The organism is Streptomyces sp. NPDC048290 (genome assembly GCF_040652095.1).
Taxonomy (GTDB): Bacteria; Actinomycetota; Actinomycetes; order Streptomycetales; family Streptomycetaceae; genus Streptomyces.
Map to the genome: position 1 here is coordinate 109,042 of NZ_JBEZLM010000020.1, position 22,735 is coordinate 131,776.

Annotated in this window: 20 protein-coding genes; 11 read left to right on the plus strand and 9 right to left on the minus strand. The window is 69.2% G+C overall.

Features of this window, described 5'->3' with window-relative positions; all coding sequences use genetic code 11:
* Positions 1–138: 138 nt before the first annotated feature.
* Complete coding sequence (locus tag AB0D49_RS29590) at positions 139–792, minus strand: helix-turn-helix domain-containing protein (protein ID WP_362762939.1); 654 nt, start codon at positions 790–792, stop codon at positions 139–141.
* Positions 793–853: 61 nt separating this feature from the next.
* Here AB0D49_RS29590 and AB0D49_RS29595 point away from each other — a divergent pair, with 61 nt between their 5' ends.
* Positions 854–1,825: a hypothetical protein gene (locus AB0D49_RS29595; protein ID WP_362762942.1), complete on the plus strand. Its 972-nt coding sequence runs from the start codon at positions 854–856 to the stop codon at positions 1,823–1,825.
* A 46-nt stretch (positions 1,826–1,871) separates the two neighbouring features.
* On the opposite strand, the gene AB0D49_RS29600 is transcribed toward AB0D49_RS29595, so the two are convergent.
* Positions 1,872–3,890, minus strand: a complete 2,019-nt coding sequence (locus tag AB0D49_RS29600) for an ABC transporter ATP-binding protein (protein WP_362762946.1) — start codon at positions 3,888–3,890, stop codon at positions 1,872–1,874.
* Positions 3,891–4,426: 536 nt separating this feature from the next.
* Here AB0D49_RS29600 and AB0D49_RS29605 point away from each other — a divergent pair.
* Positions 4,427–6,145: a hypothetical protein gene (locus AB0D49_RS29605; RefSeq protein ID WP_362762949.1), complete on the plus strand. Its 1,719-nt coding sequence runs from the start codon at positions 4,427–4,429 to the stop codon at positions 6,143–6,145.
* A 584-nt stretch (positions 6,146–6,729) separates the two neighbouring features.
* Positions 6,730–7,386, plus strand: a complete 657-nt coding sequence (locus AB0D49_RS29610; RefSeq protein ID WP_362763141.1) for a hydrolase — start codon at positions 6,730–6,732, stop codon at positions 7,384–7,386.
* A gap of 213 nt (positions 7,387–7,599) precedes the next feature.
* On the opposite strand, the gene AB0D49_RS29615 is transcribed toward AB0D49_RS29610, so the two are convergent.
* The 5 genes from AB0D49_RS29615 to AB0D49_RS29635 form a co-directional block, all read right to left on the minus strand.
* Complete coding sequence (locus AB0D49_RS29615) at positions 7,600–8,442, minus strand: alpha/beta hydrolase (protein WP_362762952.1); 843 nt, start codon at positions 8,440–8,442, stop codon at positions 7,600–7,602.
* 189 nt (positions 8,443–8,631) lie between these two features.
* Entirely contained in the window at positions 8,632–9,939 is a 1,308-nt protein-coding gene (locus tag AB0D49_RS29620; RefSeq protein ID WP_362762955.1) for a glutaminase, read from the minus strand.
* 138 nt (positions 9,940–10,077) lie between these two features.
* Positions 10,078–10,752: an NADPH-dependent F420 reductase gene (locus AB0D49_RS29625; RefSeq protein ID WP_362762958.1), complete on the minus strand. Its 675-nt coding sequence runs from the start codon at positions 10,750–10,752 to the stop codon at positions 10,078–10,080.
* Positions 10,749–11,837, minus strand: coding sequence for an LLM class flavin-dependent oxidoreductase (locus AB0D49_RS29630; RefSeq protein WP_362762961.1), 1,089 nt, complete (start codon positions 11,835–11,837; stop codon positions 10,749–10,751). Before AB0D49_RS29630 ends, AB0D49_RS29625 begins: the two co-directional genes overlap by 4 nt.
* 373 nt (positions 11,838–12,210) lie before the next feature.
* Positions 12,211–12,681 carry a MarR family transcriptional regulator gene (locus tag AB0D49_RS29635; RefSeq protein ID WP_362762964.1) on the minus strand — a complete coding sequence of 157 codons (471 nt, stop codon included), beginning with the start codon at positions 12,679–12,681 and terminating at the stop codon, positions 12,211–12,213.
* A gap of 312 nt (positions 12,682–12,993) precedes the next feature.
* Between AB0D49_RS29635 and AB0D49_RS29640 the strand changes: the two genes are divergently transcribed.
* Together AB0D49_RS29640 and AB0D49_RS29645 are read left to right on the plus strand one after the other, a co-directional pair.
* A complete protein-coding gene (locus AB0D49_RS29640; RefSeq protein ID WP_362762967.1) occupies positions 12,994–13,302 on the plus strand; it encodes a GNAT family N-acetyltransferase in 309 nt (102 codons plus the stop codon).
* Between the two features lie 31 nt (positions 13,303–13,333).
* Positions 13,334–13,744: a (4Fe-4S)-binding protein gene (locus AB0D49_RS29645; RefSeq protein ID WP_362762970.1), complete on the plus strand. Its 411-nt coding sequence runs from the start codon at positions 13,334–13,336 to the stop codon at positions 13,742–13,744.
* Between the two features lie 47 nt (positions 13,745–13,791).
* Here AB0D49_RS29645 and AB0D49_RS29650 read toward each other — a convergent pair whose 3' ends face one another.
* Positions 13,792–15,018 (minus strand): HAMP domain-containing sensor histidine kinase, encoded by a 1,227-nt coding sequence (locus tag AB0D49_RS29650; RefSeq protein ID WP_362762973.1) that lies wholly within the window; start codon positions 15,016–15,018, stop codon positions 13,792–13,794.
* Positions 15,015–15,677: a response regulator transcription factor gene (locus tag AB0D49_RS29655; RefSeq protein WP_362763144.1), complete on the minus strand. Its 663-nt coding sequence runs from the start codon at positions 15,675–15,677 to the stop codon at positions 15,015–15,017. Before AB0D49_RS29655 ends, AB0D49_RS29650 begins: the two co-directional genes overlap by 4 nt.
* 200 nt (positions 15,678–15,877) lie before the next feature.
* Here AB0D49_RS29655 and AB0D49_RS29660 point away from each other — a divergent pair, with 200 nt between their 5' ends.
* The 6 genes from AB0D49_RS29660 (at position 15,878) to AB0D49_RS29685 (ending at position 22,675) form a co-directional block, all read left to right on the plus strand.
* Entirely contained in the window at positions 15,878–17,341 is a 1,464-nt protein-coding gene (locus tag AB0D49_RS29660; RefSeq protein ID WP_362762976.1) for an ABC transporter permease, read from the plus strand.
* The gene (locus AB0D49_RS29665; RefSeq protein ID WP_362762979.1) at positions 17,338–18,015 is read left to right on the plus strand and encodes an ABC transporter ATP-binding protein; all 678 of its coding nucleotides are present in this window, start codon (positions 17,338–17,340) and stop codon (positions 18,013–18,015) included. Before AB0D49_RS29660 ends, AB0D49_RS29665 begins: the two co-directional genes overlap by 4 nt.
* A gap of 728 nt (positions 18,016–18,743) precedes the next feature.
* Positions 18,744–20,270, plus strand: coding sequence for a metallophosphoesterase (locus tag AB0D49_RS29670; RefSeq protein WP_362762982.1), 1,527 nt, complete (start codon positions 18,744–18,746; stop codon positions 20,268–20,270).
* 253 nt (positions 20,271–20,523) lie between these two features.
* The gene (locus tag AB0D49_RS29675) at positions 20,524–20,769 is read left to right on the plus strand and encodes a hypothetical protein (protein ID WP_362763156.1); all 246 of its coding nucleotides are present in this window, start codon (positions 20,524–20,526) and stop codon (positions 20,767–20,769) included.
* An 11-nt stretch (positions 20,770–20,780) separates the two neighbouring features.
* The gene (locus AB0D49_RS29680; protein WP_362763147.1) at positions 20,781–21,692 is read left to right on the plus strand and encodes an MFS transporter; all 912 of its coding nucleotides are present in this window, start codon (positions 20,781–20,783) and stop codon (positions 21,690–21,692) included.
* Complete coding sequence (locus AB0D49_RS29685) at positions 21,689–22,675, plus strand: hypothetical protein (protein WP_362762984.1); 987 nt, start codon at positions 21,689–21,691, stop codon at positions 22,673–22,675. The genes AB0D49_RS29680 and AB0D49_RS29685 overlap by 4 nt, the downstream gene beginning before the upstream one ends.
* The last annotated feature ends 60 nt before the right edge of the window (positions 22,676–22,735 follow it).

The window sequence follows — 22,735 nt, forward strand, 5'->3', positions numbered from 1 at the left end:
CGGGGTCTGCTGAGGGGGTCGTGGCCCCTGCGGTGTCTGGGCGGCGGGGTCTGCTGAGGGGGTCGTGGCCCCTGCGGTGTCTGGGCGGCGGGGTCTACTGAGGGAGCCGTGGCCCATTCGACGCCTGCTCGGCGGGGTCTACTGAGAGGGTCGTGGTCCCTTCGACGTCTGGTCGGCGTCGGTGTGGAGTCCGGAGCAGAGCATGTCGAATGCTCGGGCTGCCGCCGCGGCGACGCTGTCGCGGGCGTGGGCGCGTGGTGCGCCGGACAGGACGCGTCGTTGCAGTTCGTGCAGGGCGGCCCGGTGGGTACCGGCGAGGGCTCCGGCGAGGAGCGTGGGCATCGGGGGGTCGCCCTGGTGCGGCGGGTGTTCGGCCAGGGCGGTCGCCAGCGCCGCCTCGGCGCGTTCGCCGATCTCGCGTTCGCGTGCGCGCAGGGCGGCGCTGTCGTGGATGACCTGCCAGAACCGGGGCGCGTCGGGGTGGAGCCCGAGTGCGGGGTCGTTGTGCCGCAGGGCGGTCAGGAGGTCGTCGCGGACGGCCTCCACCGGGCAGACGCCGGGGGCACGGTCGTGTACGAGGGTGGCGAGGTGGCGCTCCGCTTCTGCCTGGCGATCGAAGAAGAGGTCTTCCTTGGTGGCGAAGTAGTTGAACACGGTGTTGGTGGAGACACCTGCGTGTCGTGCCACCTCGGCGACCGTGACCTGGTCGAAGCCGTGTTCCAGGAACAGGGGCAGGGCCGCGTCGGCGATCGCCGTGCGGGTCCGCTGCTTCTTGGTCTCTCGTAGGCCCATGCCCAGATGTTAGTGTCACTGCAAAGTTGGAGTGACACCAATATTATGGGGTGGGGTAAGCATGAGCCTGTTCTTCGGCATCTATCCCGGCGGGATCTTGGGCGATGACCAGGGCATCGTCCATCCAGTCCGCCCGGACGTGCCGGACCGCATCACCGAGGCGCTGGACACGCTGCAAGGCGACACGGCGACGCTGTCCGTGCGTGCCTACCGCTCGTTCGCCGCCACGGAGACGCCCGAGCCGCCCACGCCCGCCGATCCCACGACGTATCTCCAACGGGGTCGCAAGCTGGACCTGGTGCTGCAATTCCGGGAGCCGACCGGTGAGTTGCGAGGATGGCGGGAGTTCGTCCGTGAGGCCGTCCGGAGCGCTGGGCCGGAGCTGGCATCCGTCCAGATCTGCGAAGAGCCCAATGCCGACCTGCCGCCGGTCGACGGCAGCACACCGAATGTTCTGAACGCGCTCGTCGAGGGGGTCGTCGAGGCCAAGCGGGAGGCCAGCGCCCTGGGGCGCGGTGTGGCGGTCGGCTTCAACGCCGTACCGACCTTCGACCCGGCCGACACCTTCTGGTCCGACCTCGGCGCTCTGGCCGACGACCGCTTCCGGCGGAGCCTGGACTACGTCGGCCTGGACTTCTTCCCGGACGTGTTCCGCCCCCTCGCCGCCGACCAGTTGGCGGATGCGGTCGCCACCGTCCTCACCGCGTTCCGGCACACCGACCTGCCGAGGGCCGGGATCCCCGGCAGGGTCGCGATCCGTGTCTGTGAGAACGGCTGGCCCACCGGTCCGGGCCGCGGCGAGAAGCGCCAGGCCGCGGTGCTCGAAACCGTCGTGCGGACCGTCGCCGCCCACTCCGTGGACCTGAACATCGATGGATACTCGTTCTTCGCCCTGCGCGACGCCGACAGCACCGCCGAAGGGATCTTCCACCACTTCGGCCTGCTGCGCGACGACTACACCCCCAAACCGGCCTTCGAGACCTACCGGCGTCTCATCGGCGAACTGGGCGGTCCGCAGGACGCGCCGCACTGAGCGTCGGGGGCGGAGTCCGCCCGGGTGAGGAAGGCGTGTCGGGCCCTCACCTGCGGTCTTCCTCGATGGGGGCGGGGCGGCGAGGTGCGGGCACGGGCATGTCGGTGATCCCGTACTGGCTGGCCTGGGCCAGGAACATGTTCCGGTACACGCCCCCTTCGATGGCCATGAGGTCGTCGTGGGTGCCCTGTTCGGCGACGCGGCCCGCGGCCATGACGTAGATCCGGTCGGCGTTCGCCGTCGCGGCGAGGCGATGGGTGACGAGGACGACGGCGTGTCCTTCGGCGGCGAGTGACCACAGGCTGCCGAACGCGGCGATCTCGGCGTGCGGGTCGAGCGCGGACGTGGGTTCGTCGACGAGGAGGAACGGCGCGTCACGGTAGAGACTGCGGGCGGTGCCGAGCTTCTGCCACTGTCCGCCGGAGAGCTGGACGCCCCGCTCGTAGCCCTTGAAGACGATCGAGTCCCAGGCGTGGGGGAGTCGCTCGATGTGGTCGTGGATGCCGCTGGTGCGGGAGGCGTCGCGGACGCGGTCCATGTCACGGGGGCGGTCCCCGGCGCCGATGGCGACATTGGCGGCGGCGGTCATCTCCCAGCGGGGAAAGTCCTGCGCGAGCAGACCGGTCGAGGCGAACACGGCCGCGCGATGGGCGTCACGCAGTTCGGTGCGGGTGCCGTTCGTGTCCTCCCACCACACATGTCCCTGGCCGGGCAGCAGCAGTCCGGAGAGAATCTTGGTGAGGGTGGTCTTGCCGGAGCCGTTGGCACCGACCAAGGCGGTGACCTGTCCCCGGCGCACCGTGAGGTCGACGTGGTCGAGGGCCGGTACGTCGGCCCCCGGGTAGGTGAAGGACACGTCCCGGACCCGGAGCCGGTCCACGCGGTCGGGCAGCGGGGTGCCCGCGTCGGGGATGGCGTGCTGGGCGGCGAGTTCGATGGCGGCCTCGGTGTCGGTGAGCAGGAGGAGTTCCTCGTAGAGACGGTTCACCTGCTGGACGAGCGAGGTGAGGCGGGCGGTCGAGGTGCGGATCGCGATGACGGCGGTCCCGCCGACGGCGAGCGGGAGCGCTCCGCCCGCCAGCAGCCACCACAGCAGTCCGTAACAGGCCAGCGACGCCACACCGGCCAGCGCGCCCGCCCACAGATCGGTGAGGGCCTGGGCGCGGGCGAGGCGCCGCTGCTCCGTCTCGCTCTGCCGGGACATCTCCTCGTAGCTGTGCAGCAGTTTCGTCCCGGCGGCGTGGACGCGGATCTCCCCGGCGGCGTGCGGGCGGGTGAGATAGGCCAGCAGCGAGGCGATGGCCCGCCGGTGATCCACCCAGTTCAGCCGCGAGACGTACTCACGGCGCGCCGACAGCACCGCACCCCACCCCTTGGGCAGGGCGATCGCGAGCAGCATGGGCAGCAGCGTCCAGTGCAGGGACACCAGGACCGCCGCGGCGGCGGCCATCGCGATCACCACACCGGCCACCCCCACCGACAGACGGAGCATTCCGCGTGCCGAGTCGGTGCCGAAGCGGCCCGCCTCCAGGACCCGCTGGATCTCCGGCCGCTCGCTCGCCTCGACCTCGACGCGGGTCACCGCCGCGTAGTAGCGCCCGGTCACCGCCCGCTCCACCTGCGGCTCCAGCCGCCCCGACATCGCCGTCGACCACGCCGCCAGCAGAGCCCCGCCCGCCGCCGCCGCGCCCAGCACCAGCAGCGACGGCAGCGCCTCACGCAGCCGGTTGGCGGTCGGGCCGCCCGCGAACAGTTCGGTGAGCACGCTGTTGACCGCGATCAGCCCCCACGCGGACATCACGCCCTGGCCGAGCTGCGCGGTCACGACACCGGCCATCGCCCGCCGGTCCGTGCGCCAGCCGGTCCGCAGGACCATGGCCGCCATACGGGGGAGCGCGCCCGCCATATGCCCGAACGACAGCCGCAGCAGGGGGCCTTCGTGCCGGACGTAGGACTGGTCATAGCGCAACCGTCCCCCGTACAGCTCCTGTTCCGCGTCCGAGACCGGGATGTCCCCGGCCCGCCCTGGACTCGCTCCGTCCTTCGCCGCGCGGCTCGCTTTCACGATCGTTCCTCCTCGAGGTGTCGGTACTGCCGGGCCCAACGACCCACGCCGGGTGGTCGGGCACATGCGTTTCGGTCGGAAGGGGGGCGTTGCCCACCGTGGTTGTCGTCTTCCCGCGCCTGGGCCGCGGTCGGATACGCCGTCCATCCCGCCCTGTCGTCGATGTCGACGCACACGCAGCGCTCGCACTGTTTCCGGTCATCTTCCGAGGAGACGGATCAGATCCCCGATGAGGTGGGCGGCGGACGAAAACTGGAGCCGGGTACATCGGCTGCGCACAGGCCAGACACGCATATCAATCCGTGTGTTGCCGAAAAAATCCGGATGCGGCGCGGCTGCAAGACCGGAGCGAATTCAGCCTCGCCGGAGCGTGCACGGCAACGGGCTGTTACTGGCTGAACAATCACTGTGGCAGCGGAAGTTGGGTGAGAGCCGCTTGAGCATGAGGGGAGCGGGGGAGACTTGCCGGGAGGCCCGGCTTGTGATCTTCCCTAGCCGGGCCGAGCCCTGCGATGACCAATCAAGACGGAGACTGAATGATCGAGCCGCCATGGAAGGCATTGCTGGACCGCACCCGTGAGGACCGAATACCCGATGGGCAGGAGCACTTCCCGTCGCCGCCCACGGAGAATTCTTCCCCGGATACCGTGGCGGGACTTTCGGATCTTCCTCCGGAAATCGCCTCGATTCTGGCTCCCTGGGCCGGTACGACCATGCCAGGATTCAGCCTGCCTCCTGCCACTGGGTCGGACGAAGACGCCTTGGCATTCGAGGAATCCCTGAGCGAAGCATTCGCCTATGCCGGCGAGGGCGCGGATTTCACGACACTGGCAGGATGCGCGGTCTTGTCCGAGACGATCGCCGTTCGTCTGCTCCCGGGCATCGTCGCCCACATACGCGATCACGCCCCGGAAGGCCGCCCCTCCACCCCCGGGGCACTGCGCGGATCTCGGCGGATCGACCTTGACCCACCGGCACCCACCGGCCTCGGCCTGATCAGCGGCGGCCTCCAGTTCCTCGGCGACGTCCTCCAGAGCCGGCTTGCCGTCATGGCCTGGCTGGTGCCCCCCACCTGGGCGGGCGACATAGACCCCGCTCATGTCATCGACGGCTACAGAGCGGCGTGCGCAACCGCCATCGACTACCAGGACGACAGCCTCAGCAAGGAAGTCGGGGACCTGAGTGACTGCGCCGACTGTCCTCCGGTGCGCGAGTTCACCAGCTCGATGGCATTCCAGGCGGCCAAGAACCATGTCTCTCCCGACCTCACGGAATTCGCGGCATCCGTTGCTGTCTCACCTGGCTGCACCGCCACCGAGTGGCTGATCGTGCAAGTCGCCGACACCGGATGGTCCGGCTACGCGGGCCACGCACAGCGAGAGGCCAATCCGAACTCTCTCGGACTTTACGCGCTCACCCGGTTCGTGAATGACGCCTACGATGTGTACAGCGACACCGAAACCGGGGAATGGTCCAACTCGGCGCGGGTACACCGGAATGCCGACTGCACCGATCCCGACCGGTGCTACGAACAGACCGTGGCCATGTGGCTGAGGCGGGGATTCGCCTCCCGGAACGCCGGCCATGTACGGATGCTCAACTGCGTGAACATCGCTTACGCCTCCTTTCTGGAGCGATGCGGCTATCCCGCCCGCAACGCCCAAGCCCTGACCGAACTCCTGACAAATCCAGCGGACATGCACCGCGCCGTCGAACGGGCCCTCTCCGAGATGTCCCGCATCCGTACCGAGGACAGCGGCCCGGTGTGGGACAGCATGGAGAGCACGGTCGGCCGGTGGCTGCGTGGAGAGCCGTGCCCGAAGGCCGATCGCAGCATTCCCGCCACCGGCCGCCGCCCGAGCCCCACACGCTGGGCCATCGAACTGGCCCAAAACATCGCTCGGCGAACCGACGTGACCGGGCACACCGACCTGCTGGCCACGCTCGCGGACGCGGCCGTCGAGGTACTACTGACCCATGGTTGCGAGGACGGCGGCCTCGCTCGCGAGGCGGTCCGCCGATGGCTCACCTCGTACTGGGGATCTCCGGCCGGGCCGGGAACGCCGGACATGACCGGCCCGTACGGTGGCGATGTCCCCGTGATGCTGGATGAACTCGCCTCCCTGATGCTGCGGATGACGCCGATCACCGAGTTCCGGACGCCGGGCGCGACCGCCGCGGAAGCGCTGTGCTACATGACCTTGATGTGCACGCCCGCCACGTTTGGGCAGGGGCATTTCGAAGTTGCTCGCTGATCGTCGCGGTCTGCGTCGGTAGAGACTCGCTGTTCTGCCCATTCTGGGATGCAGGGTCCGCCTTCTGGACGGTGGGCGGGAGTAGCTCCGCCGCTGGCGGGCGGGCCTTGCCGGTCTTGGTGGTCGTGTTTCCCTGGCCGGGGGCGGTTCCTGGCGGTCGTGTCCCCCTGGCCCGGGGCGGTTCCTGGTGCTCGTGTTCCCCCGGCCGGGCACGATTCCTGGTGGTCGGTCGGTGGGAGTGCCGGGGCCGGTAGGTAGGGCGCGTTGCCGCGCCGGAGCAGGCACGTATCCAGAGCAGCATGGGCGGCAGGGCCCAGCGCCACCGCGCGATGCCCGGGACCCATCGGGCTCCACCACTCGCGGTATTTGGCCGTGACGGCCCCTCAAGGAGCCTGCCTATGGCTTCGCTGTCCGACCCAGATGCTGGTTGACGTGTCATCCATCGACATCTAGCGTGGATGACACATCAACCAAACGATGGGGGTCGCCGGTCGATGAGCCCATGCATGGCTCAGTCCTCCGACACCGAGAGGTCGTCGCACGGCCGGGGACCCGCGGACGCGAAGCTCCAGAAGGGCAATCCTGTGAGTACTGAGAACAAGGCCGGACTCGGCGCGCTGCTGACGCCCGAGGAGAGCGTGGTCGTCCTGATCGACCACCAGCCGTTCCAGGTCGCCAACCTGCACAGTCACGAGCCGACGATGGTGATCAACAACGTCGTCGGGCTCGCCAAGGCCGCCAAGGTGTTCGACGTTCCGACGATTCTGACGACCGTCCTGGAGGAACGCGGCGGCCTTCTCGTCCAGGGGCTTCAGGATGTGTACCCGGAGCAGAAGCCGATCAACAGGACCTTCATCAACACCTGGCAGGACGAACGTGTCGTGGACGCCGTCAAGGCGACGGGACGCAACAAGCTGATCCTCGCCGGTCTCTGGACGGAGATCTGTGTGGCCATGCCGGCGATACAGGCGGCGGGTGAGGGCTTCGAGGTGTTCGTGGTGACCGACGCGTCGGGCGGTGTCTCCAAAGAGGCGCACGACATGGCGGTACAGCGCATGATCCAGGCCGGGGTGGTCCCGATCACCTGGATGGCCATACTGGGGGAGTGGCAGCGCGACTGGGCCCGGGAGGAGACCGTGCAGGGCGCCGCCGAGGTCCAGGCGCAGCACGGCGGTGCCAGCGGTGTGGCCTTCGCCTGGGAGATGCAGCTCCTGGCCACGCCCACCGAGAGCGGGGCCTGACATCCCCACCCGGATCGGCTACGGCTGGCACCGCTGAGGACTCGACGGGAACGGTCCGCCGAATCCGGGGTGGATCCGCTGGGGCGCAGGGGGCGCCACACCACCAGTTCGGCGCCCTACCTACGCCCCTCTCCGGCGTCGATGACGTGGATCGATCCGCGTCATCAGGTCATGCGAGCCGCAGTCGGAGGAACAGTCAGCCGTCCACCGCCGTCACTTCGCGAGGAAGTCCCGCAGCGCGGTGTTGACCTCGTCGGCGTGGGTCCAGAGCAGGCCGTGCGGCGCTCCTTCGACCTCGATGTAGTCGGCCTCGGGGAACGCCTTGTGGAATCGGCGCCCGGTGGCGTCGATCGGGAGGATGTTGTCCTTGGTCCCGTGCAGGATCAGCGCGGGCTTGCCGCTCGCGCGGACCGCCTCGACGTCGGGACGGAAGTCCTCGATCCACGCCGGTACCACGGCGCACGCGGCCACCGGGGCGCTGCCGATCGCTACGTTCCAACTGCCCGTCACGGCCTCCTCGCTGATACGCGTGCCGAGGTTGTCGTCGAGGTTGTAGAAGTCGGCGTAGAACTGCTTGAACCAGGCGTACCGATCCGCCCGCGCGGTCGCGGCGATGCCGTCGAAGACCTCCTGCGGCACCCCGTCGGGGTTGTCGTCGCGGGCGACGAGGAACGGCTCCAGCGAGGCGAGGAAGGCGAGCTTCGCGACCCGCTCATGACCGTAGCGGCGTACATAGCGGGCGAGTTCGCCGGTGCCCATGGAGAAGCCGACGAGGATGACCTCTCGGAGGTCGAGGGTCTCCAGGAGGGTGTTGAGGTCGGCGGCGAAGGTGTCGTAGTCGTAACCGGAGTTCACCTTTGACGACTGGCCGAAGCCACGTCGGTCGTAGGTGATGACCCGGTAGCCCTGGGAGAGCAGTTCGCGTGTCTGCCGTTCCCAGCTGTGGCCGTTCAGGGGGTAGCCGTGGATCAGGACGACCGGCTGCCCGGAACCCTGGTCCTCGTAGTACAGCTCGACCGGTGTGCTGTTCTCCGTGCCGACGGTGAGGTGACCCATGTTCTCTGTCCGTTCTGGCCGACGAGACGAGCGTCGTGCCCTGTGTGTTGTCGGTGTGTGGCCGTGGGGGGCGTAGGCCCCGAGCACCCGGGCGGTGCGCGCGCTGGGCGCGGGCCAGGGCGACCGGTCCCGCGCCGATCGCCGTTCTGGGTCGGCCCGATGGTGGAGCGCGTATGGCAGTCCGGGCGGTCAACCGCCCTGTCCCTGTGCCGCTTCCGTGGCCTGGAGGTCGGCGTACTCCACGGTGTCCACCACAGTGATCCGGCCGCCGTCGCCGGGATCGGGGTCCGGCATCACCGATTCCGGGTCGATGAGGTAGACCTCGTGCCCCGTCAGCGTCAGTCGACGGGCGACCTCCAGCAGTACGCGCCGTGCCACGTCGTCGATCGCGTGGACCCTGGTCAGGTCGAGGGCGACCCTGATGTCCCCAGGCGGAATGGCCATGGCTTCCTGTATGGCCCGCTCGGCTCCGGCGAAGCCGATGCCACCTTGCAGTTCCAGGACCCGGAGGGCGTTCGGTCCGCTGCCCACGACATGGTGGGAGCGCACGACGGCCCGTCCGGTGGCGGGGACCTCCATCACATGCAGACCCATGTCCGAGGAGAAGCGCTCGAACAGTGACACCCCGCGAACGCTGTTCCCATGACGATCCAGCCGTGGCGAGAACGTCGCCATGCCGATCTGACCGGGGAGCGCGCCGATCAGGCCCCCGGCCACCCCGCTCTTCGCCGGAATACCGACCTGCGTCGCCCAGTCACCGGCGGCGTCGTACATTCCGCAGCTGAACATCACGCTCAGCACCTGACGCACCACCGTCTCCGACACCACCTGCTCACCGGAGAGGGGGTTCGTCCCACGGTTGGCCAACGTCGCGGCCATCATGGCCAGATCGCGGGTGGTGACGAGCACCGAACACTGGCGGGTGTAGCCGTCCACGACGGCTCTCGGGTCCTCGGTGAGGATGTCATGACTGCGGAGCATATGGGCGATGGCGAGGTTGCGGTGCGCGTGCTCCATCTCCGACGCACACACCGACTCATCCACCGTCAGACGACGACCGGCGAACGCCGAGAGCCCGTCGACGACACGTTCCACCCGGTCCGCCGGGGCCAGACCCTCCGCGCCGGCCAATGAGTGCGCGGTGATCGCACCGGCGTTGATCATCGGGTTGAGCGGGCGCCCTGTGTCGCTTTCGAGGGAGATCTCGTTGAACGCCTCCCCGGACGGTTCCACACCGACTTTGGCGAGCACGGGGCCGAATCCGCGATCGGACAGGGCCAGGGCGTAGATGAAGGGCTTGGAGATCGATTGGATGGTGAACTCGATATCGATGTCACCGGCACCGTAGACCGCGCCGTCGAGCATGGCGAAGGCCGCGCCGAGGCGCTCGGGGTCCGCCGCTGCGAGTTGCGGGATGTAGTCGGCCAGCGCTCCGGACGTGTCCGGCTCCACGCCACTCAGTACCTCGGCCAGATAGTCGGGAATGATGGGCCGCAAGTCGTCCTCCAGGCATCGTTGCGATCGTCAGGTGATGATCACCATGACACGTCGTCCGCCCTGATACGCGCTCCTACCGAGCGGGGGCAGGGGAAGTGACCGCCGGGGTGCTTCCCTGCTGCCCTGCCCGTCCACCTGTCACATGTGCTCGGACCGTTCCGCCTCCGCCGGTGCGGGGGTGGTGGTGAGAGCGCGGAGCTGGTCGGCGTCGACGTTGGCACCGAAGGCGGGGGTCCCGGGTTCGAGGCGGATGCCCGCCGCGAGGCCGCCGATGGTCAGGGGGTCGAATCCGAGACTGTCGATCAGCGCGGACACGACGGCGAGATCCTCGGGGGAGTCACCCGCGACGGCGATGGCCTTGCGGCCGGGGGCACCGGCCGGACGCGCCCCGTCCTCCAGGTCGTGATAGCCCATGTGGTTGAGGGCCTTCACGACCCGCGCGCCCGTCAGGAACCGCTGGACGATCTCACTGGACGAGAGGTCGGGCGGGAGGATCGTGTCACGCGGACCGTCGACCTCCCACCAGTGGTTCATCGCGTCGATGACCAGCTTCCCGTCCAGCTTCGGAGCGGGCAGCTCCCGGTGTCGGCCGAGCGGGAGAGCCAGGACGACGACATCGGAGGCATCCGCGGCCTGCTCCGGCCATACCGCGGTCGCTCCCGGGGTCAGGACCTCGGTGGTGAGCGCGATCCTGGACGGGTCACCGGACCCGGAGATCAGGACGCGATACCCGGCGGCGACCGCCAGACGGGCCAGGACGGTGCCGACCTTCCCCGCTCCCAAGATCCCGACCGTGGTGACAGCGCTGGTCATCGCGCCGCTCCCGCCGAGGCCGAGGGCTGCTCGGCCAGCAGCTCGCGGACTCGGGGGATGACCTGGGTGCCGTACAGCTCGACCGAACGCAGTCGGGCGGAGGCCGCCACGGTGCCCGCGGCGGAGTAGATCAGGTCGAACCGGCCCGCGTCGAGCACCTGGACGGCATGGGCGATCTTGGCCGCGACCGTCTCGACCGAGCCGACGTAGAGCGAGCCGCGGGCCACCTCGGCGTCGAACTCCTGTCGGCGGAGCGGCTGCCAGCCGCGCTGAGCCCCGATCCGGTCGCGGATCTCCTTGTACCCCGGGTAGAAGAGTTCCTTGGCCTCTTCGTCGGTGGCGGCGACGAAGCCGGGTGAGTGCATTCCGACGGGCTGTGCGGTCGTGCCGAACTCGTCACTGGCGCGCCGGTACAGGTCCACATAGGGCGCGAACCGGTCGGGGGCGCCGCCGATGATGGCGAGCATGAGCCGGAAGCCGTACTGGGCGGTCCGCAGCACGGACTGGGGTGTCCCGCCCACCCCCACCCAGGTGCTCAGGCGCCCCGATTCGGTCTTCGGGTACACCTCCACGTCGTTCAGGGCGGCGCGTGTGGTGCCTTCCCAGGTGACCGGCCCCTCGGCCAGGAGCCGGTGGAAGAGCTCGATCTTCTCCTCGAACAGCACCTCGTAGTCCTTGAGGTCGTACCCGAACAGGGGGAACGACTCGGTGAAGGAGCCACGTCCGAGGATCACCTCGGCGCGGCCCTCGGAGAGGGCGTCGACCGTGGCGAAACGCTGGAACACCCGCACCGGGTCGTCCGACGACAGTACGGTCACGCCGGATGCGAGCCGGATGCGCCGCGTGGCCGTCGCGATGCCCGCCAGTACCGTCTCAGGGCTGGAGATCGCGAACTCGGGCCGGTGGTGCTCGCCCAACGCGACGACGTCGATACCGACCTGGTCGGCGAGGACCGCTTCGGCCACCGCGGCACGGATCGCCTGCGCGTGGGAGACGATCACGCCCTGGTCGTCGCGGGGGCGGTCGCCGAAGCTGTCGATGCCGAACTCGATGTGCGCAACATCCCTCGTGTCCACTTCACTCAACGCTTTCGTCGTGTCGCGGGGTGCGGAGGCGCGTGGTCCGTGACAACCGGGCGGGGCGTCAGCCCCCGGGCGACCTGTGTGAGGTAGCTGCCCGTCAGGTCCCGCGCGTCCACACCACCTTCGCCGATCTAGTTGACATGTAAACCATGCCACTTCTATGGTTTACATGTCAACTAGATGGCTGTGGGGGTGGGCGTGACCGCACGCCAACGGCGACGCGATGGTGTAGCCGGTTGGGGCGCCGCGATGGCGCGAAGTGGGCTGGCCGCGAATCGCTCGACGCGCACCTTGAAGGGCCGTGGCGGGGCTGCTGGCCAGTGAAGCTGGCGGGTCGACCAGGTCGCCTCAGCGTTCCGGTCGACGGCTTGGGTCGTCAGTCCGGGTGCTTGTCCATGTGGTCCAGGACGCGCTGGGAGATCCGGCCGAGGGTCTGGAGCTGGTTCGGGGTCAGGGCGTCGATGAAGAGACGGCGGACGTGCTCGACATGCTGCGGCGCGGCTTCCTCGATGGCCCTGTAACCGGCCGGGGTGGCGACGATGAACGCTCCGCGACCGTCGTCGGGGCACTCCTCCCTGGCCACGAGCCCGCGCTTCGCCATCCGCGTGACCTGGTGGGACATCCGGCTCTTCTCCCACTCCACGAGCTTGGCCAGGTCCAGGAAGCGCATCCGGCCGTTGCCTCGCTCGGTGAGGCTGGCGAGCACGATGTAGTCGGAGGCTGACATCCCGGAGTCGGCCTGGACGCGCCGGGAGAGCCGTCCGATGAGCGTCTCCTGCATCCGGATGAAGCTGTCCCAGGCAGCCTTCTGCTCCGGGTCGAGCCAGCGCGGCGGAGGTGCGTCCATGGGGTCAGTCTAACGAAATCGTTGATACCTCATCTACCGGCGGTGGCGGTTCCGTGCCCGCTGGTGTGGCCGCGACCGGGAGGGGCGTAGGGATCGACGCCTCCCTGGGTGCGTGGAGAGTGTCCCGATTTTGCCAAATGTGGGGGTGAGGGAGAGTGAGTTCCGGAGGCGGCATCCCTTGGTGGCTCTGCATCATGGGCGCCCTCGTCGCGGGTCAAGTTGATGCATCAACCTTGTGTTGGGTAGGGTGATGGCATGGCTGAGGCGAATCAGCCGAGCCGAGCGGGATCGGCCCCCCCCTGAGGAGGAAACATGACCGTCGAAGTGAAGGACGTGCCCGAGGCGAAGCGCTACGAGGCCCGGGTCGATGGACAGTCCAAGGTGGCGGGCATCGCCGAGTACATCCGTACGAAGGAAGTCGTCGCTTTCGTGCACACCGAGGTCGAGCCGGAGTACGAGGGCAGGGGAATCGGGTCCGCGCTGGTCCGTACCGCCCTCGACGAGGCGCGCGCCCAGAACCTGCGGGTGCTGGCCACCTGCCCCTTCTTCGCGGCCTGGATCAGCCGGCACCCCGACTACCAGGACCTGCTGTACCAGTCCCGCAGCAAGGTCACTGACTGACAAGCCGAGCACGGCAGGAAGGTAGGCGGGCATGAGCGGCGGGACCGAGCGGAAGACATACCCGGCGGAGTCGATCACGGTGACCTTCGAGGCGAAGCGCTGCCTCCACGCCGCTGAATGCGTGCATGGCCTGCCCGAGGTCTTCGACACGACGAAGCGACCGTGGGTCCAGCCGGACAGGGCCACGGCCGAGCGCCTCGCCGAGGTGGTACGGCGCTGTCCCTCGGGCGCGCTCCAGTACGAACTCGCGGAGGGTGCGGGGGAGACCCCCGACCGGCCCACCACGATCACCCGCAGTGCCACCGGGCAGCTGACCGTGCGCGGGGAGCTGAGCGTGGACACACCGCAAGGGGCGCGCGCCGAGACCCGGGCGGTGCTGTGCGGCTGCGGGCAGAGCCGCCTCCAGCCGTACTGCGATCACGCGGGGCCTTGCGGTCAGTGATGACGGACCCTGGGAAGAGCCGACCCGGTAGGTGACTCCGCCCCTGGTCAAGGTGTGGCCGGTAGCCGGATGCGCAGGGTGAGGCCGCCGCCGGGCCGGGCGGTGGCGCTCGCGGTGCCGCCGTGGGCGCGGGTCACGGAGCGGACCAGGGCGAGGCCGAGTCCATGGCCGTCGTGGCTGCGGACGCGCGGGGTGGCGCGGTAGAAGGGCTCGAAGAGGCGGTCGGTGGTGCCGGGGTCCAGGACGGGTCCGGAGTTGGTGACGTCGAGGAGTACGTGACCGCGATCGTCGATGCCGGGGGTGATCGTGACGAAGGCATGGGGGCCGGTGGTGTTGTGGGTGACGGCGTTCGCGATGACGTTGCGGACCATCTGGCGCAGGAGTGTCGGATTGCCGCGCACCGCACAGGGCGGATGGTCGTCGCTGCCGGGGACGCGGACGGTGAGGGGCGGCCCGTCAGGAGCACATAGTTCCTCGGCGACTTCCTGCGCGAGTCGTATGAGGTCGACGGGCTCGGTGTCCTGGGGTGCCTGGCCGGCGGCGGCCAGGGCGAGCAGTTCCTGAACGACGGCGATGTTGCGCTCATTGCTCTGGGTCAGCAGGGGCAGCAGTTCGCGCAGGGAGGCGCCGGAGTCGTCCGCGGCGGCGAGCTGGAGGGCGGCGCGGGTGGTGGCCAGGGGAGTGAGCAGCTCGTGGGAGGCGTTGGCGGCGAATCGCTGGTGGGCGGCGAAGGATTCCTCCAGCCGCTCCAGGGTGGTGTCGAGGGTGTCGGCGAGCTGCTTGAGCTCGTCGCCCGACCCCTTCGCGCTGATGCGGTAGGACAGGTCCCCCTCGCCTGCCCGTGCCGCGGCCTGGCTGATGGTGTGCAGAGGAGCCAGGAGCCGGCGGGAGAGGAGCCAGCCGCCTCCCAGGCCGACGGCGGTCACCAGGAGCAGACCACCTGCCGAGACGGCCAGCACCGTGGACCAGACGTCTTCCTTGTCCTGGATGAGTCCGGTCACATCGACGGTGCGGCGCTTCTGCGCTATCTCAGTGGGGGAGGGTGAGGGCGGCTCCGAGACCTTCTCGGTGGAAGGGGGCGCCGAGGCGCCGGCGAGGGGGAGGGGAGCGCCGAAGTCGTAGGTCGGCAGGAAGCGGATGCCGATGTAGATGATGGTCACCATGAGCGTGCAGCAGGCGGCCAGTGCCGCTCCGAAGCCGAGGAAGAGCCGTAGGTGGATACTGAGTCCCCGCTGACGTCGGCTCCGGCGGAGGGCCCGGATGCGGGGGCTCATCCCGCCGCCAGGTAGTAGCCCGCGCCGACGGCCGTGCGTATCAGGGGTGGATCGCCCAGCTTTCTGCGCAGGGTGTGCACGACGAGCCGGACGGCGTTGGTGAGCGGATCGGTGTCCGCGCCCCACGCCTTGTCCAGGAGGGTTTCGGGGGAGAGCGTTCCGCCGTCGGCGCGCATCAGCAGTTCCAGGACCGCGAGTTCCTTGGGCGTCAGCTGGATCCCCGTACCGGCGCGGAGCACATGCCGGCGGTGGGTGTCGTAGACGAGATCGGCGAAGGCCAGGACCGGGGGGTGTGCGTACGGGCCGCGCCGGTACAGGGCCCTGAGCCGGGCGACGAGTTCGGGGAAGTCGAACGGCTTGGCGAGGTAGTCGTCGGCGCCCAGGCTCAGGCCCCGCACCTTGTCGCCGAGCCTTCCCGCGGCTGTCAGCATCAGGATGCGGCACTCCAGCCCCTGGGCGACGAGGCGGCGGCACACCTCGTCTCCGTGGACCACCGGAAGATCCCGGTCCAGGACGACGGCGTCGTAGTCGTGGACGGCCGCCATGGCCAGGGCGGCGGCACCGTCGTGCGCCACGTCGACCGCCATGGCCTCGCGCCGCAGGCCCATATCGATCACCTGCGCCATGAAGAGGTCATCCTCGACGACCAGCACCCGCATCCGCCGCACCCTTTCGGTCGGTTGAGTCACCCACGCCATCCGCATGAGAATTCAATGAGAAGTCAGGGGCGTTCCAGTCCCCGTATTCTCCCTTCTTCCAGATCTACCAGATCCCGCATTTGTGTCGTGTATGAGCATCCCCGGCCTCATCGGATCTCGGAAACACGGCTCACAAGGGGCAGCGGATAGCGTCCCGCTCCATGAATCTGATCAAACGCGCCTGGTGGCGCTTGACGACCTGCCTGGTCAAGACCACGATGCTCACTGGCCTCTTCCTCGTGATCTGCACGCTGGTCCTGTCCGGATTCCTTATCCAGGCCGCGGCCTCCCGGGCTGCCGAGGACGCCAAGGAAGAGATCGGGGCCATCGCCACGATGCAGCTGGATGTGAACGGCCTGATCGATTCAGGGAAGGGGCAGGAATCCGAAGGGCAGCAGGTCGGCCGGATCGGCGAAGCAGGTGACCTGCACCGCAGCCTCGTGAAGAAGATATGCGCCTCATCCGTGGTGGAGAAATGCAACTACTCCACCGAGGGCGGTGCTTACCCCGCCGCAGGCACCGAACTGCACCAGCCGGTTCCTCCGCCGGACGGCCAGGGCGGGCTGGGTACCGACCTCTTCACTGTCTCCGGCGTACTGGACTCCGCTCAGAGCAAGGACTTCCGGTCCGGTGACTCCGAGATCGTCGACGGGCGGGGTATCACCCCCGGCAGCAAGGACGACGAGATCCTCATCGAGGAGCGCCTGGCCAAGGACAACGGTCTGGAGCCCGGCGACAGCATCAAGCTCATGGTCGGCCAGATCCCCGGGCCGGAGGACGAGCGCAACACCAGCGAGTACACCTTCAAGGTCGTCGGTATCTACAAGAACAGCACCCCCGACTCCGGCAGTTACGTCCCGGCCGTGATGGACCCCGCCAACCAGCTCTATGCCACCCCCGGCGGCGGCTCCCTCCTCAATGGGAAGAAGGCGGCCGACCCCGTCCTCGACAGCGCCACCTTCACCCTCAAGGACCCCGCGCACTTCGGCCGGCTCAAGAAGGACGCCCGGAGCGCCGGAGCCGACCTGGACATCTTCCCGATCACCGTCAATGACAAGCAGTACCAGAGCATGGTCGGCCCCATCACCCGCACCGCGGGTTTCGCCACCCTGACCGTCTGGCTCGTCGCCGTCGCCGGCACCGTCATCCTCGGCCTGATCGTCGCCTCCTCTCTGCGTGAACGGCGCAAGGAACTCGGCATCCTGCTCTCCCTCGGCGAAAGCCGGCCGCGGCTGCTGGGGCAGCACCTCCTCGAAGTCGCCGCCTGCGCCCTGATCGCCGTCGGCCTGGCCGCGGCCGGCAGCCAGGTCCTCTCCCAGAGCGTCGGCAACGCCCTCCTGGCCCAAGAGGTCTCCTCCGCCGCACAGGACGAGAACGACAGCACCGGCAGCCCTTCCGAGTACAGCGACACCGGCGACGGCACACAGAGGATCGGCAGTGAACCCTCCGCCGAGGACGACATGCCCGCACCCGACCCCATCACCTCCATGGACGTCCGCCTCCGTCCCGCCGACATCGCCAAGGTCGGTGCCACCGGGCTGGGCATCGCCGCCCTGGCCACCCTGCTGCCGGGGGTCCGCATCCTGCGCCTGAACCCCCGCGACATCCTCACGAAGGGCGAATGACCGTGACCCGGACCGCACTCGAACTCGCCGGCCTGACGCGCACCTACCAGAACGGCAACCGCCGCCGCACCGTCCTCAAGGGCATCGACTACCGTTTCGAAACCGGCCGCATGTACGCGGTCGTCGGCCCCTCGGGGTCCGGCAAGACCACTCTGCTCTCGCTCGCCAGCGGCCTGGACACCCCCACCGCCGGCACCGTCCGCTTCCAGGGCCGCGACATCGCGGACCTCGGACTGGCCCGCTACCGCAAGAAGCATGTCGCCACGGTCTTCCAGTCCCTCAACCTCCTCACCTACCTGACCGCCGTCCAGAACATCACCTCGGCCATGGAGATCACCGGCGCACCGGGCGGCCACCGCCGGAAGAGGGCCGAGGAACTGCTCACCCTCCTCGGCGTCGAACCCGCCGAGCATCACCGGCGCACCCTCCAGCTCTCCGGCGGCCAGCAGCAGCGCGTCGCGATCGCCCGCGCACTGGCCTGCGAGGTCGACATCCTCTTCGCGGACGAACCGACCGGCGCGGTGGACCACGAGACGGCCGACGGCATCATCGAGACCTTCCGCACACTGGCCCACGACGACGGGAAGTGCGTCATCGTCGTCACGCACTCCAAGGAGGTCGCCGCGGCCAGCGACGAGATACTCCACATCCGCCGCGGCAAGCTCACCTCGTAGCCACCGGACCACGGGGCCTGCCGTGACACCCCTCGGCGCAGGAGTACACACGCCGCGGTCGGCGGACCGACGCTGGGAGCGCCCTGGGTGAACGCCCTCTCGGCACGGTACGCCCGAGTTCGGGAGGGGGAAAGGGCGATCGGCTCCCGCTCCGGCGGGGGCCGTCGTGCTGCGCATGGTGGTGCGTCAGTCGGTACCTCGCCGACAGCTTCCGCACCGTGTCGCACCGGCCGTTCGACCATGGCGACTCATCCGACGGGGCGCCACCGAACAGATACGGCAGCCCCCGGTTCCTGTCACTTGCCCCACTGACCTGCATAGACAGTCCTCCAACGCTGGACAATGACTGGGGGCCACCCGCCCCCTCGGCGTGCCATGAGCACTCTCTCACCGCTGTCTCACAGTCAACTCACATGATTCCCACAGGATCTCCGTGCACGGCATCCACGGGGGATGCCTGGACACAGGAGAAGTGAGCATGGCCGAACTACTGGAACGCGCACGTTCGTTCCAGCGCCGGGGAGCGTTAGAGCAGGAGCCCCTCCGTCACATGTCCACCCGGACGCGCGGAGCTTCGCCATGTCCCTCACCGCACCTTGTGCGAGCGGCTGTCTTCCTCTCCACCCCGACTCTGCGCCGTCCAGGGCCCGCCGGCCACTGGGCCCGCAGCCGGTCCAGCAGGGTTCCACGCCCCATTTTCTGTCCAGCTCTGAAGGAGGAGTCACCTCATGGAACGACCCCATGCCCGACCTGGTCTGCCAGGCAAGTACCTGATCCTCGCGACCAGTGTCGCGTTGCTGGCCGGTGGAGGTCTCATGGCGGCGAACGCATCTCAAGGCGGTTCGTCCGCGAAAGCGTCCGGGACAGCCGCGGGAACGGTGGAACAGGTGGCGCAGCGTGGCACCGAGACGGGAACCGCTGATGTGAACGGCGCGGCCGGTGCCCGAACGGCCGGGGCCGGGCAGGTCTGTGACCGCGGCGCCAAGTGGCTGCGGGTCAGGTTCGACCAGCTGTCTCTGCGCGGTGGTGACACTGTCACCCTGAAGGGCTCCGAAGGCGGCAGCTATACGCTCACCGCCGCGAACTGGCCGGGCCGTGCGTTTCACACGCGAGCGTTCCAGGGCGAGTGCGTGAGTGTCACGCCGAAGCTCAGCAATCCGGGCAGCAGGTTCTCGATCGACGCATACCAGTCGGGTGCTTCCTCCCTTGTCCGGACATCTGTGACCGTGGCAGCCGCGGGGGACATCTGCGGCGGCGATGTGTGCGGTGAGACCGCCAGGCTCGTCAGCGCGATGCGGCCCGAGGCCGTCCTCACTGCGGGAGACAACGCCTATGAGAGGGGGACTCTGTCGGAGTACAACCGCACCTACGACCCGACCTGGGGCAGGTTCAACAGGATCGTCCATCCCGCCCCCGGCAATCATGAGTACAAGACCCGTGACGCCTCGGGCTACTTCAGCTACTTCGAGGGCAAGGGCGTCAACGTCGGCGGCAGGGGCAGAGGGTTCTACAGCTACGACGTCGGCGACTGGCACATGGTGTCCCTGAACACGGGCGGCGGCGTGAGCTACAGCGCCGGCAGCGAGCAGGAGAAGTGGCTGCGCGCGGACCTCAGGGCCAGCACCAAGCCATGCACCATGGCCACCTGGCACCACCCTATGTTCAGCTCCGGCGACCACGGCGACCAGCGAGCCTCGTCGGCTCTCTACAAGGCGCTGACCGATTTCAAGGCCGACGTGGTCGTCAGCGGCCACGACCATCACTACGAGCGGTTCGCGCCGGCCATGGCCGACGGGAGGAAGGACGCGGCCAACGGTGTGCGGGAGCTTCTGATCGGCACGGGAGGCCGCGGCCTGTACTCCAGTACGCAGAATTCCAGAGGCCCTTCCGAGAAGTTCAACAAGAACACGCACGGTGTCGGTGAGTTCCAGCTGTCGTCGACCGGCTACTCGTTCAACTTCCGTCCCATCGCCGGGCGTACCTTCACCGACTCGGTGAGCGGCACCTGTCACAACAAGGGCAGGGGCGGCGGCGCCGCCCCCGCGCCCGCCCCGTCGGCGCCGGCCGTCGTGCCGTCCTCGTCCGTCGCGGCGTCTTCTGCGTCATCCACGGCATCACCCGCCAGGCGCGGAGGTGTTCCCGTCACCACGCTGCGGTCACCCCACGGCAGTGACCACGCCAGCCCGTCCCCGAGGGGTGCCGACGCCGAGGTCACCGACGGCGAGGAAGGCGGCGTCGAGGAGGCGGACGACTAGGACGACGACAGTTGCCGTAGCGAGGGATGCCGGGTGCCACGGCGGACGCCGAGCACCCGGTCCCCATCGTGCCGCAGGCGGCCAACGGCCGCAGGAGCCGGCAGCCGAAGCCGACCGCCCGCCGACCCGACCGCCGCCCCCCACAGCCGGAGAGTCTTCGATGTATCTGTCTCATGCCCGAGCCGCCGACACGCGGCACGACAACAAGACCGCCGCACCCGACTCGCCGCGGGCCGGCGGACGAAGAGGCAGGGTGCCCGCCACCGTGCTGGCCCTGGGCATGGTCAGCCTCTTCACCGACGCATCGGCGGAGATGGTCACCGCCGTGCTGCCGATGTACCTGATGTACGGCCTGGGCATCGGTTACCTGCAACTCGGCGCCCTGGACGGGCTCTACACGGGTGCCACAGCGCTGTTCCGGCTCGGCGGTGGCTACGCCGCCGACCGGCTCAAGCGGCCGAAGCCGTCGCCGCCGCGGGGTACGGACTGTCCGCGCTGACCAAGCTCGCACTGCCCGCCGCCGGGCCGACGGTGGCCGGGATCGGCTCCGTGATCGCCGCGGACCGCATCGGCAAGGGCATCCGCACAGCGCCCCGGGACACGCTGATCACCGCGGCGGCACCAGCCGACGCCCTCGGCCGGGCCTTCGGTGTGCATCGCGCCCTGGACACCTGTGGCGCGCTGCTCGGCCCGCTGCTGGCGTTCGCGGTGCTGTGGGCGGTGCCTGGGGACTACAGCACGGCGTTCCTGGTCAGTTTCTGCCTCGCCGCCGTCGGCGTGGTCGTCCTGGTCTGTTTCGTCCGGTCCGGCACCACCCCGGCGCCGGACCACGACCGCGCCGCCGGACCGCGCGCGTGCCTGGCCGTCCTCAACACCCCCGGCATCCGCCGTTGCATCCTGGCGGCCGGACTCCTCGGACTGGTCACCGTCGGCGACATGTTCTTCTTCGTCAGCGTCCAGCAGCGCACCGATCTGCCCGTCCGGATGCTTCCGCTGCTGCCCATCGGCACCGCCCTGGTCTTCATGGCCGCGGCGGTTCCGCTGGGCAGGGAGGCCGACCGCCTGGGACGCTGGCGGCTGTTCCTCACCGGACATGTGGCGCTGCTGGGCGCCTATCTGCTGCTTCTGTCGCCGTTCACCGGCTGGACGGGCACCGCCTTGATCCTCGTCCTGCACGGCCTGTTCTACGCGGCCACCGACGGCGTCCTGATGGCGCACATCGCCCCCGCCGTCCCCGAGGCGGTGCGCACCACCGGGCTCGCCGCCGTCCAGACCGCCCAGGCGCTCGCCCGCGCGGGCGGGGCCCTGGCCTTCGGCGCCCTTGCGACGCTGCGCGGGCCCGACACGGCGTTCACCGTATTCGGCTGCGCTCTTGCCCTGTGCGTCGCCGGCCTGTTCCGCACGACCGGGAGCACAGAGTGAAACTCACCCGAACCATCACCGGCACCGCGCTCATCACCGTCCTGCTCGCCACCTCCGTCGGCGTCGTGGCCATGCGCGGCGGCCCGGCCGCCCCGGGCGGCGACTCCCTGCGCCTGGAGCGCGAGGACTCCGTCGTCTATGTGGACGCGGGCAGCAACCGTGTTCACCAAGTGACCCGAGAGGGCGAGTCCATCGGTCAGGGCCCCATCTGCCAACGGGCCGCGGTCGCCGCCGGAACACTGGCCTGTCTGTTCGACACCCCCGCGCCCGCGTCCTCCCAGATGCGCATCTACCGGCACGGCACCGCCTCCCCCGACACCTCCCTGGTCCTGTGGGGAGAGCCGAGCAGGACACGGGTCTCACCCTCCGGCCGCCTGGTGGCATGGACGGTCTTCCGCAGTGGTGACTCCTACGTCCAGCACGGCGCCTTCTCCACCACGACCGGCATCTACGACCTGCGCACCAAGGCCCACTACGGCTCCCTCGAGGACTTCACCGCCTACGTCGGCGGCAAGCCCTTCAAGCGGGACGACATCAACTACTGGGGCATCACGTTCACCGACGACGACCGGCACTTCTACGCCACCATGTCCGCGGCAGGCAAGACCCGGCTGATGCGCGGAGACCTCAGGACGCGCCGCCTCACCGCCCTGCGCGGCAACGTCGAATGCCCCTCCCTGTCACCGGACGGCACCCGCATCGCCTACAAGAAGCGCTCCGGCGACCGCTGGCGGCTCCACGTGCTGAATCTGAGATGGGGGACCGACACCGTGCTGGCCGAGCGGGACAGCATCGACGACCAGGCCGCCTGGCTGGACGACACGACCGTCGCCTACGCCAAGCCCGAGGGCCGCAGACCCGCGGTCTACACCGTGCCCGCGGACGGATCGGGTACACCGACGAAGCTGCTCGACGGCAGGTCACCGACCGCCATCACCAAGGACGCCGGTGCGAAGCCCCCCACGGAGTCGGGCAGGCCGTAGAGGGCCAGGTCCTGCCCGGGTACTGGCTGCGGTGACCGCGGGGAACAGGTCGCCTACGGC

Coding starts and splice junctions, on each gene's coding strand:
- AB0D49_RS29590 (WP_362762939.1), bottom strand. CDS start 792: ATGGGCCTACGAGAGACCAAGAAGCAGCGGACCCGCACGGCGATCGCC.
- AB0D49_RS29595 (WP_362762942.1), top strand. CDS start 854: ATGAGCCTGTTCTTCGGCATCTATCCCGGCGGGATCTTGGGCGATGAC.
- AB0D49_RS29605 (WP_362762949.1), top strand. CDS start 4,427: ATGATCGAGCCGCCATGGAAGGCATTGCTGGACCGCACCCGTGAGGAC.
- AB0D49_RS29615 (WP_362762952.1), bottom strand. CDS start 8,442: ATGGGTCACCTCACCGTCGGCACGGAGAACAGCACACCGGTCGAGCTG.
- AB0D49_RS29625 (WP_362762958.1), bottom strand. CDS start 10,752: ATGACCAGCGCTGTCACCACGGTCGGGATCTTGGGAGCGGGGAAGGTC.
- AB0D49_RS29635 (WP_362762964.1), bottom strand. CDS start 12,681: ATGGACGCACCTCCGCCGCGCTGGCTCGACCCGGAGCAGAAGGCTGCC.
- AB0D49_RS29640 (WP_362762967.1), top strand. CDS start 12,994: ATGACCGTCGAAGTGAAGGACGTGCCCGAGGCGAAGCGCTACGAGGCC.
- AB0D49_RS29645 (WP_362762970.1), top strand. CDS start 13,334: ATGAGCGGCGGGACCGAGCGGAAGACATACCCGGCGGAGTCGATCACG.
- AB0D49_RS29650 (WP_362762973.1), bottom strand. CDS start 15,018: ATGAGCCCCCGCATCCGGGCCCTCCGCCGGAGCCGACGTCAGCGGGGA.
- AB0D49_RS29655 (WP_362763144.1), bottom strand. CDS start 15,677: ATGCGGGTGCTGGTCGTCGAGGATGACCTCTTCATGGCGCAGGTGATC.
- AB0D49_RS29660 (WP_362762976.1), top strand. CDS start 15,878: ATGAATCTGATCAAACGCGCCTGGTGGCGCTTGACGACCTGCCTGGTC.
- AB0D49_RS29665 (WP_362762979.1), top strand. CDS start 17,338: ATGACCGTGACCCGGACCGCACTCGAACTCGCCGGCCTGACGCGCACC.
- AB0D49_RS29670 (WP_362762982.1), top strand. CDS start 18,744: ATGGAACGACCCCATGCCCGACCTGGTCTGCCAGGCAAGTACCTGATC.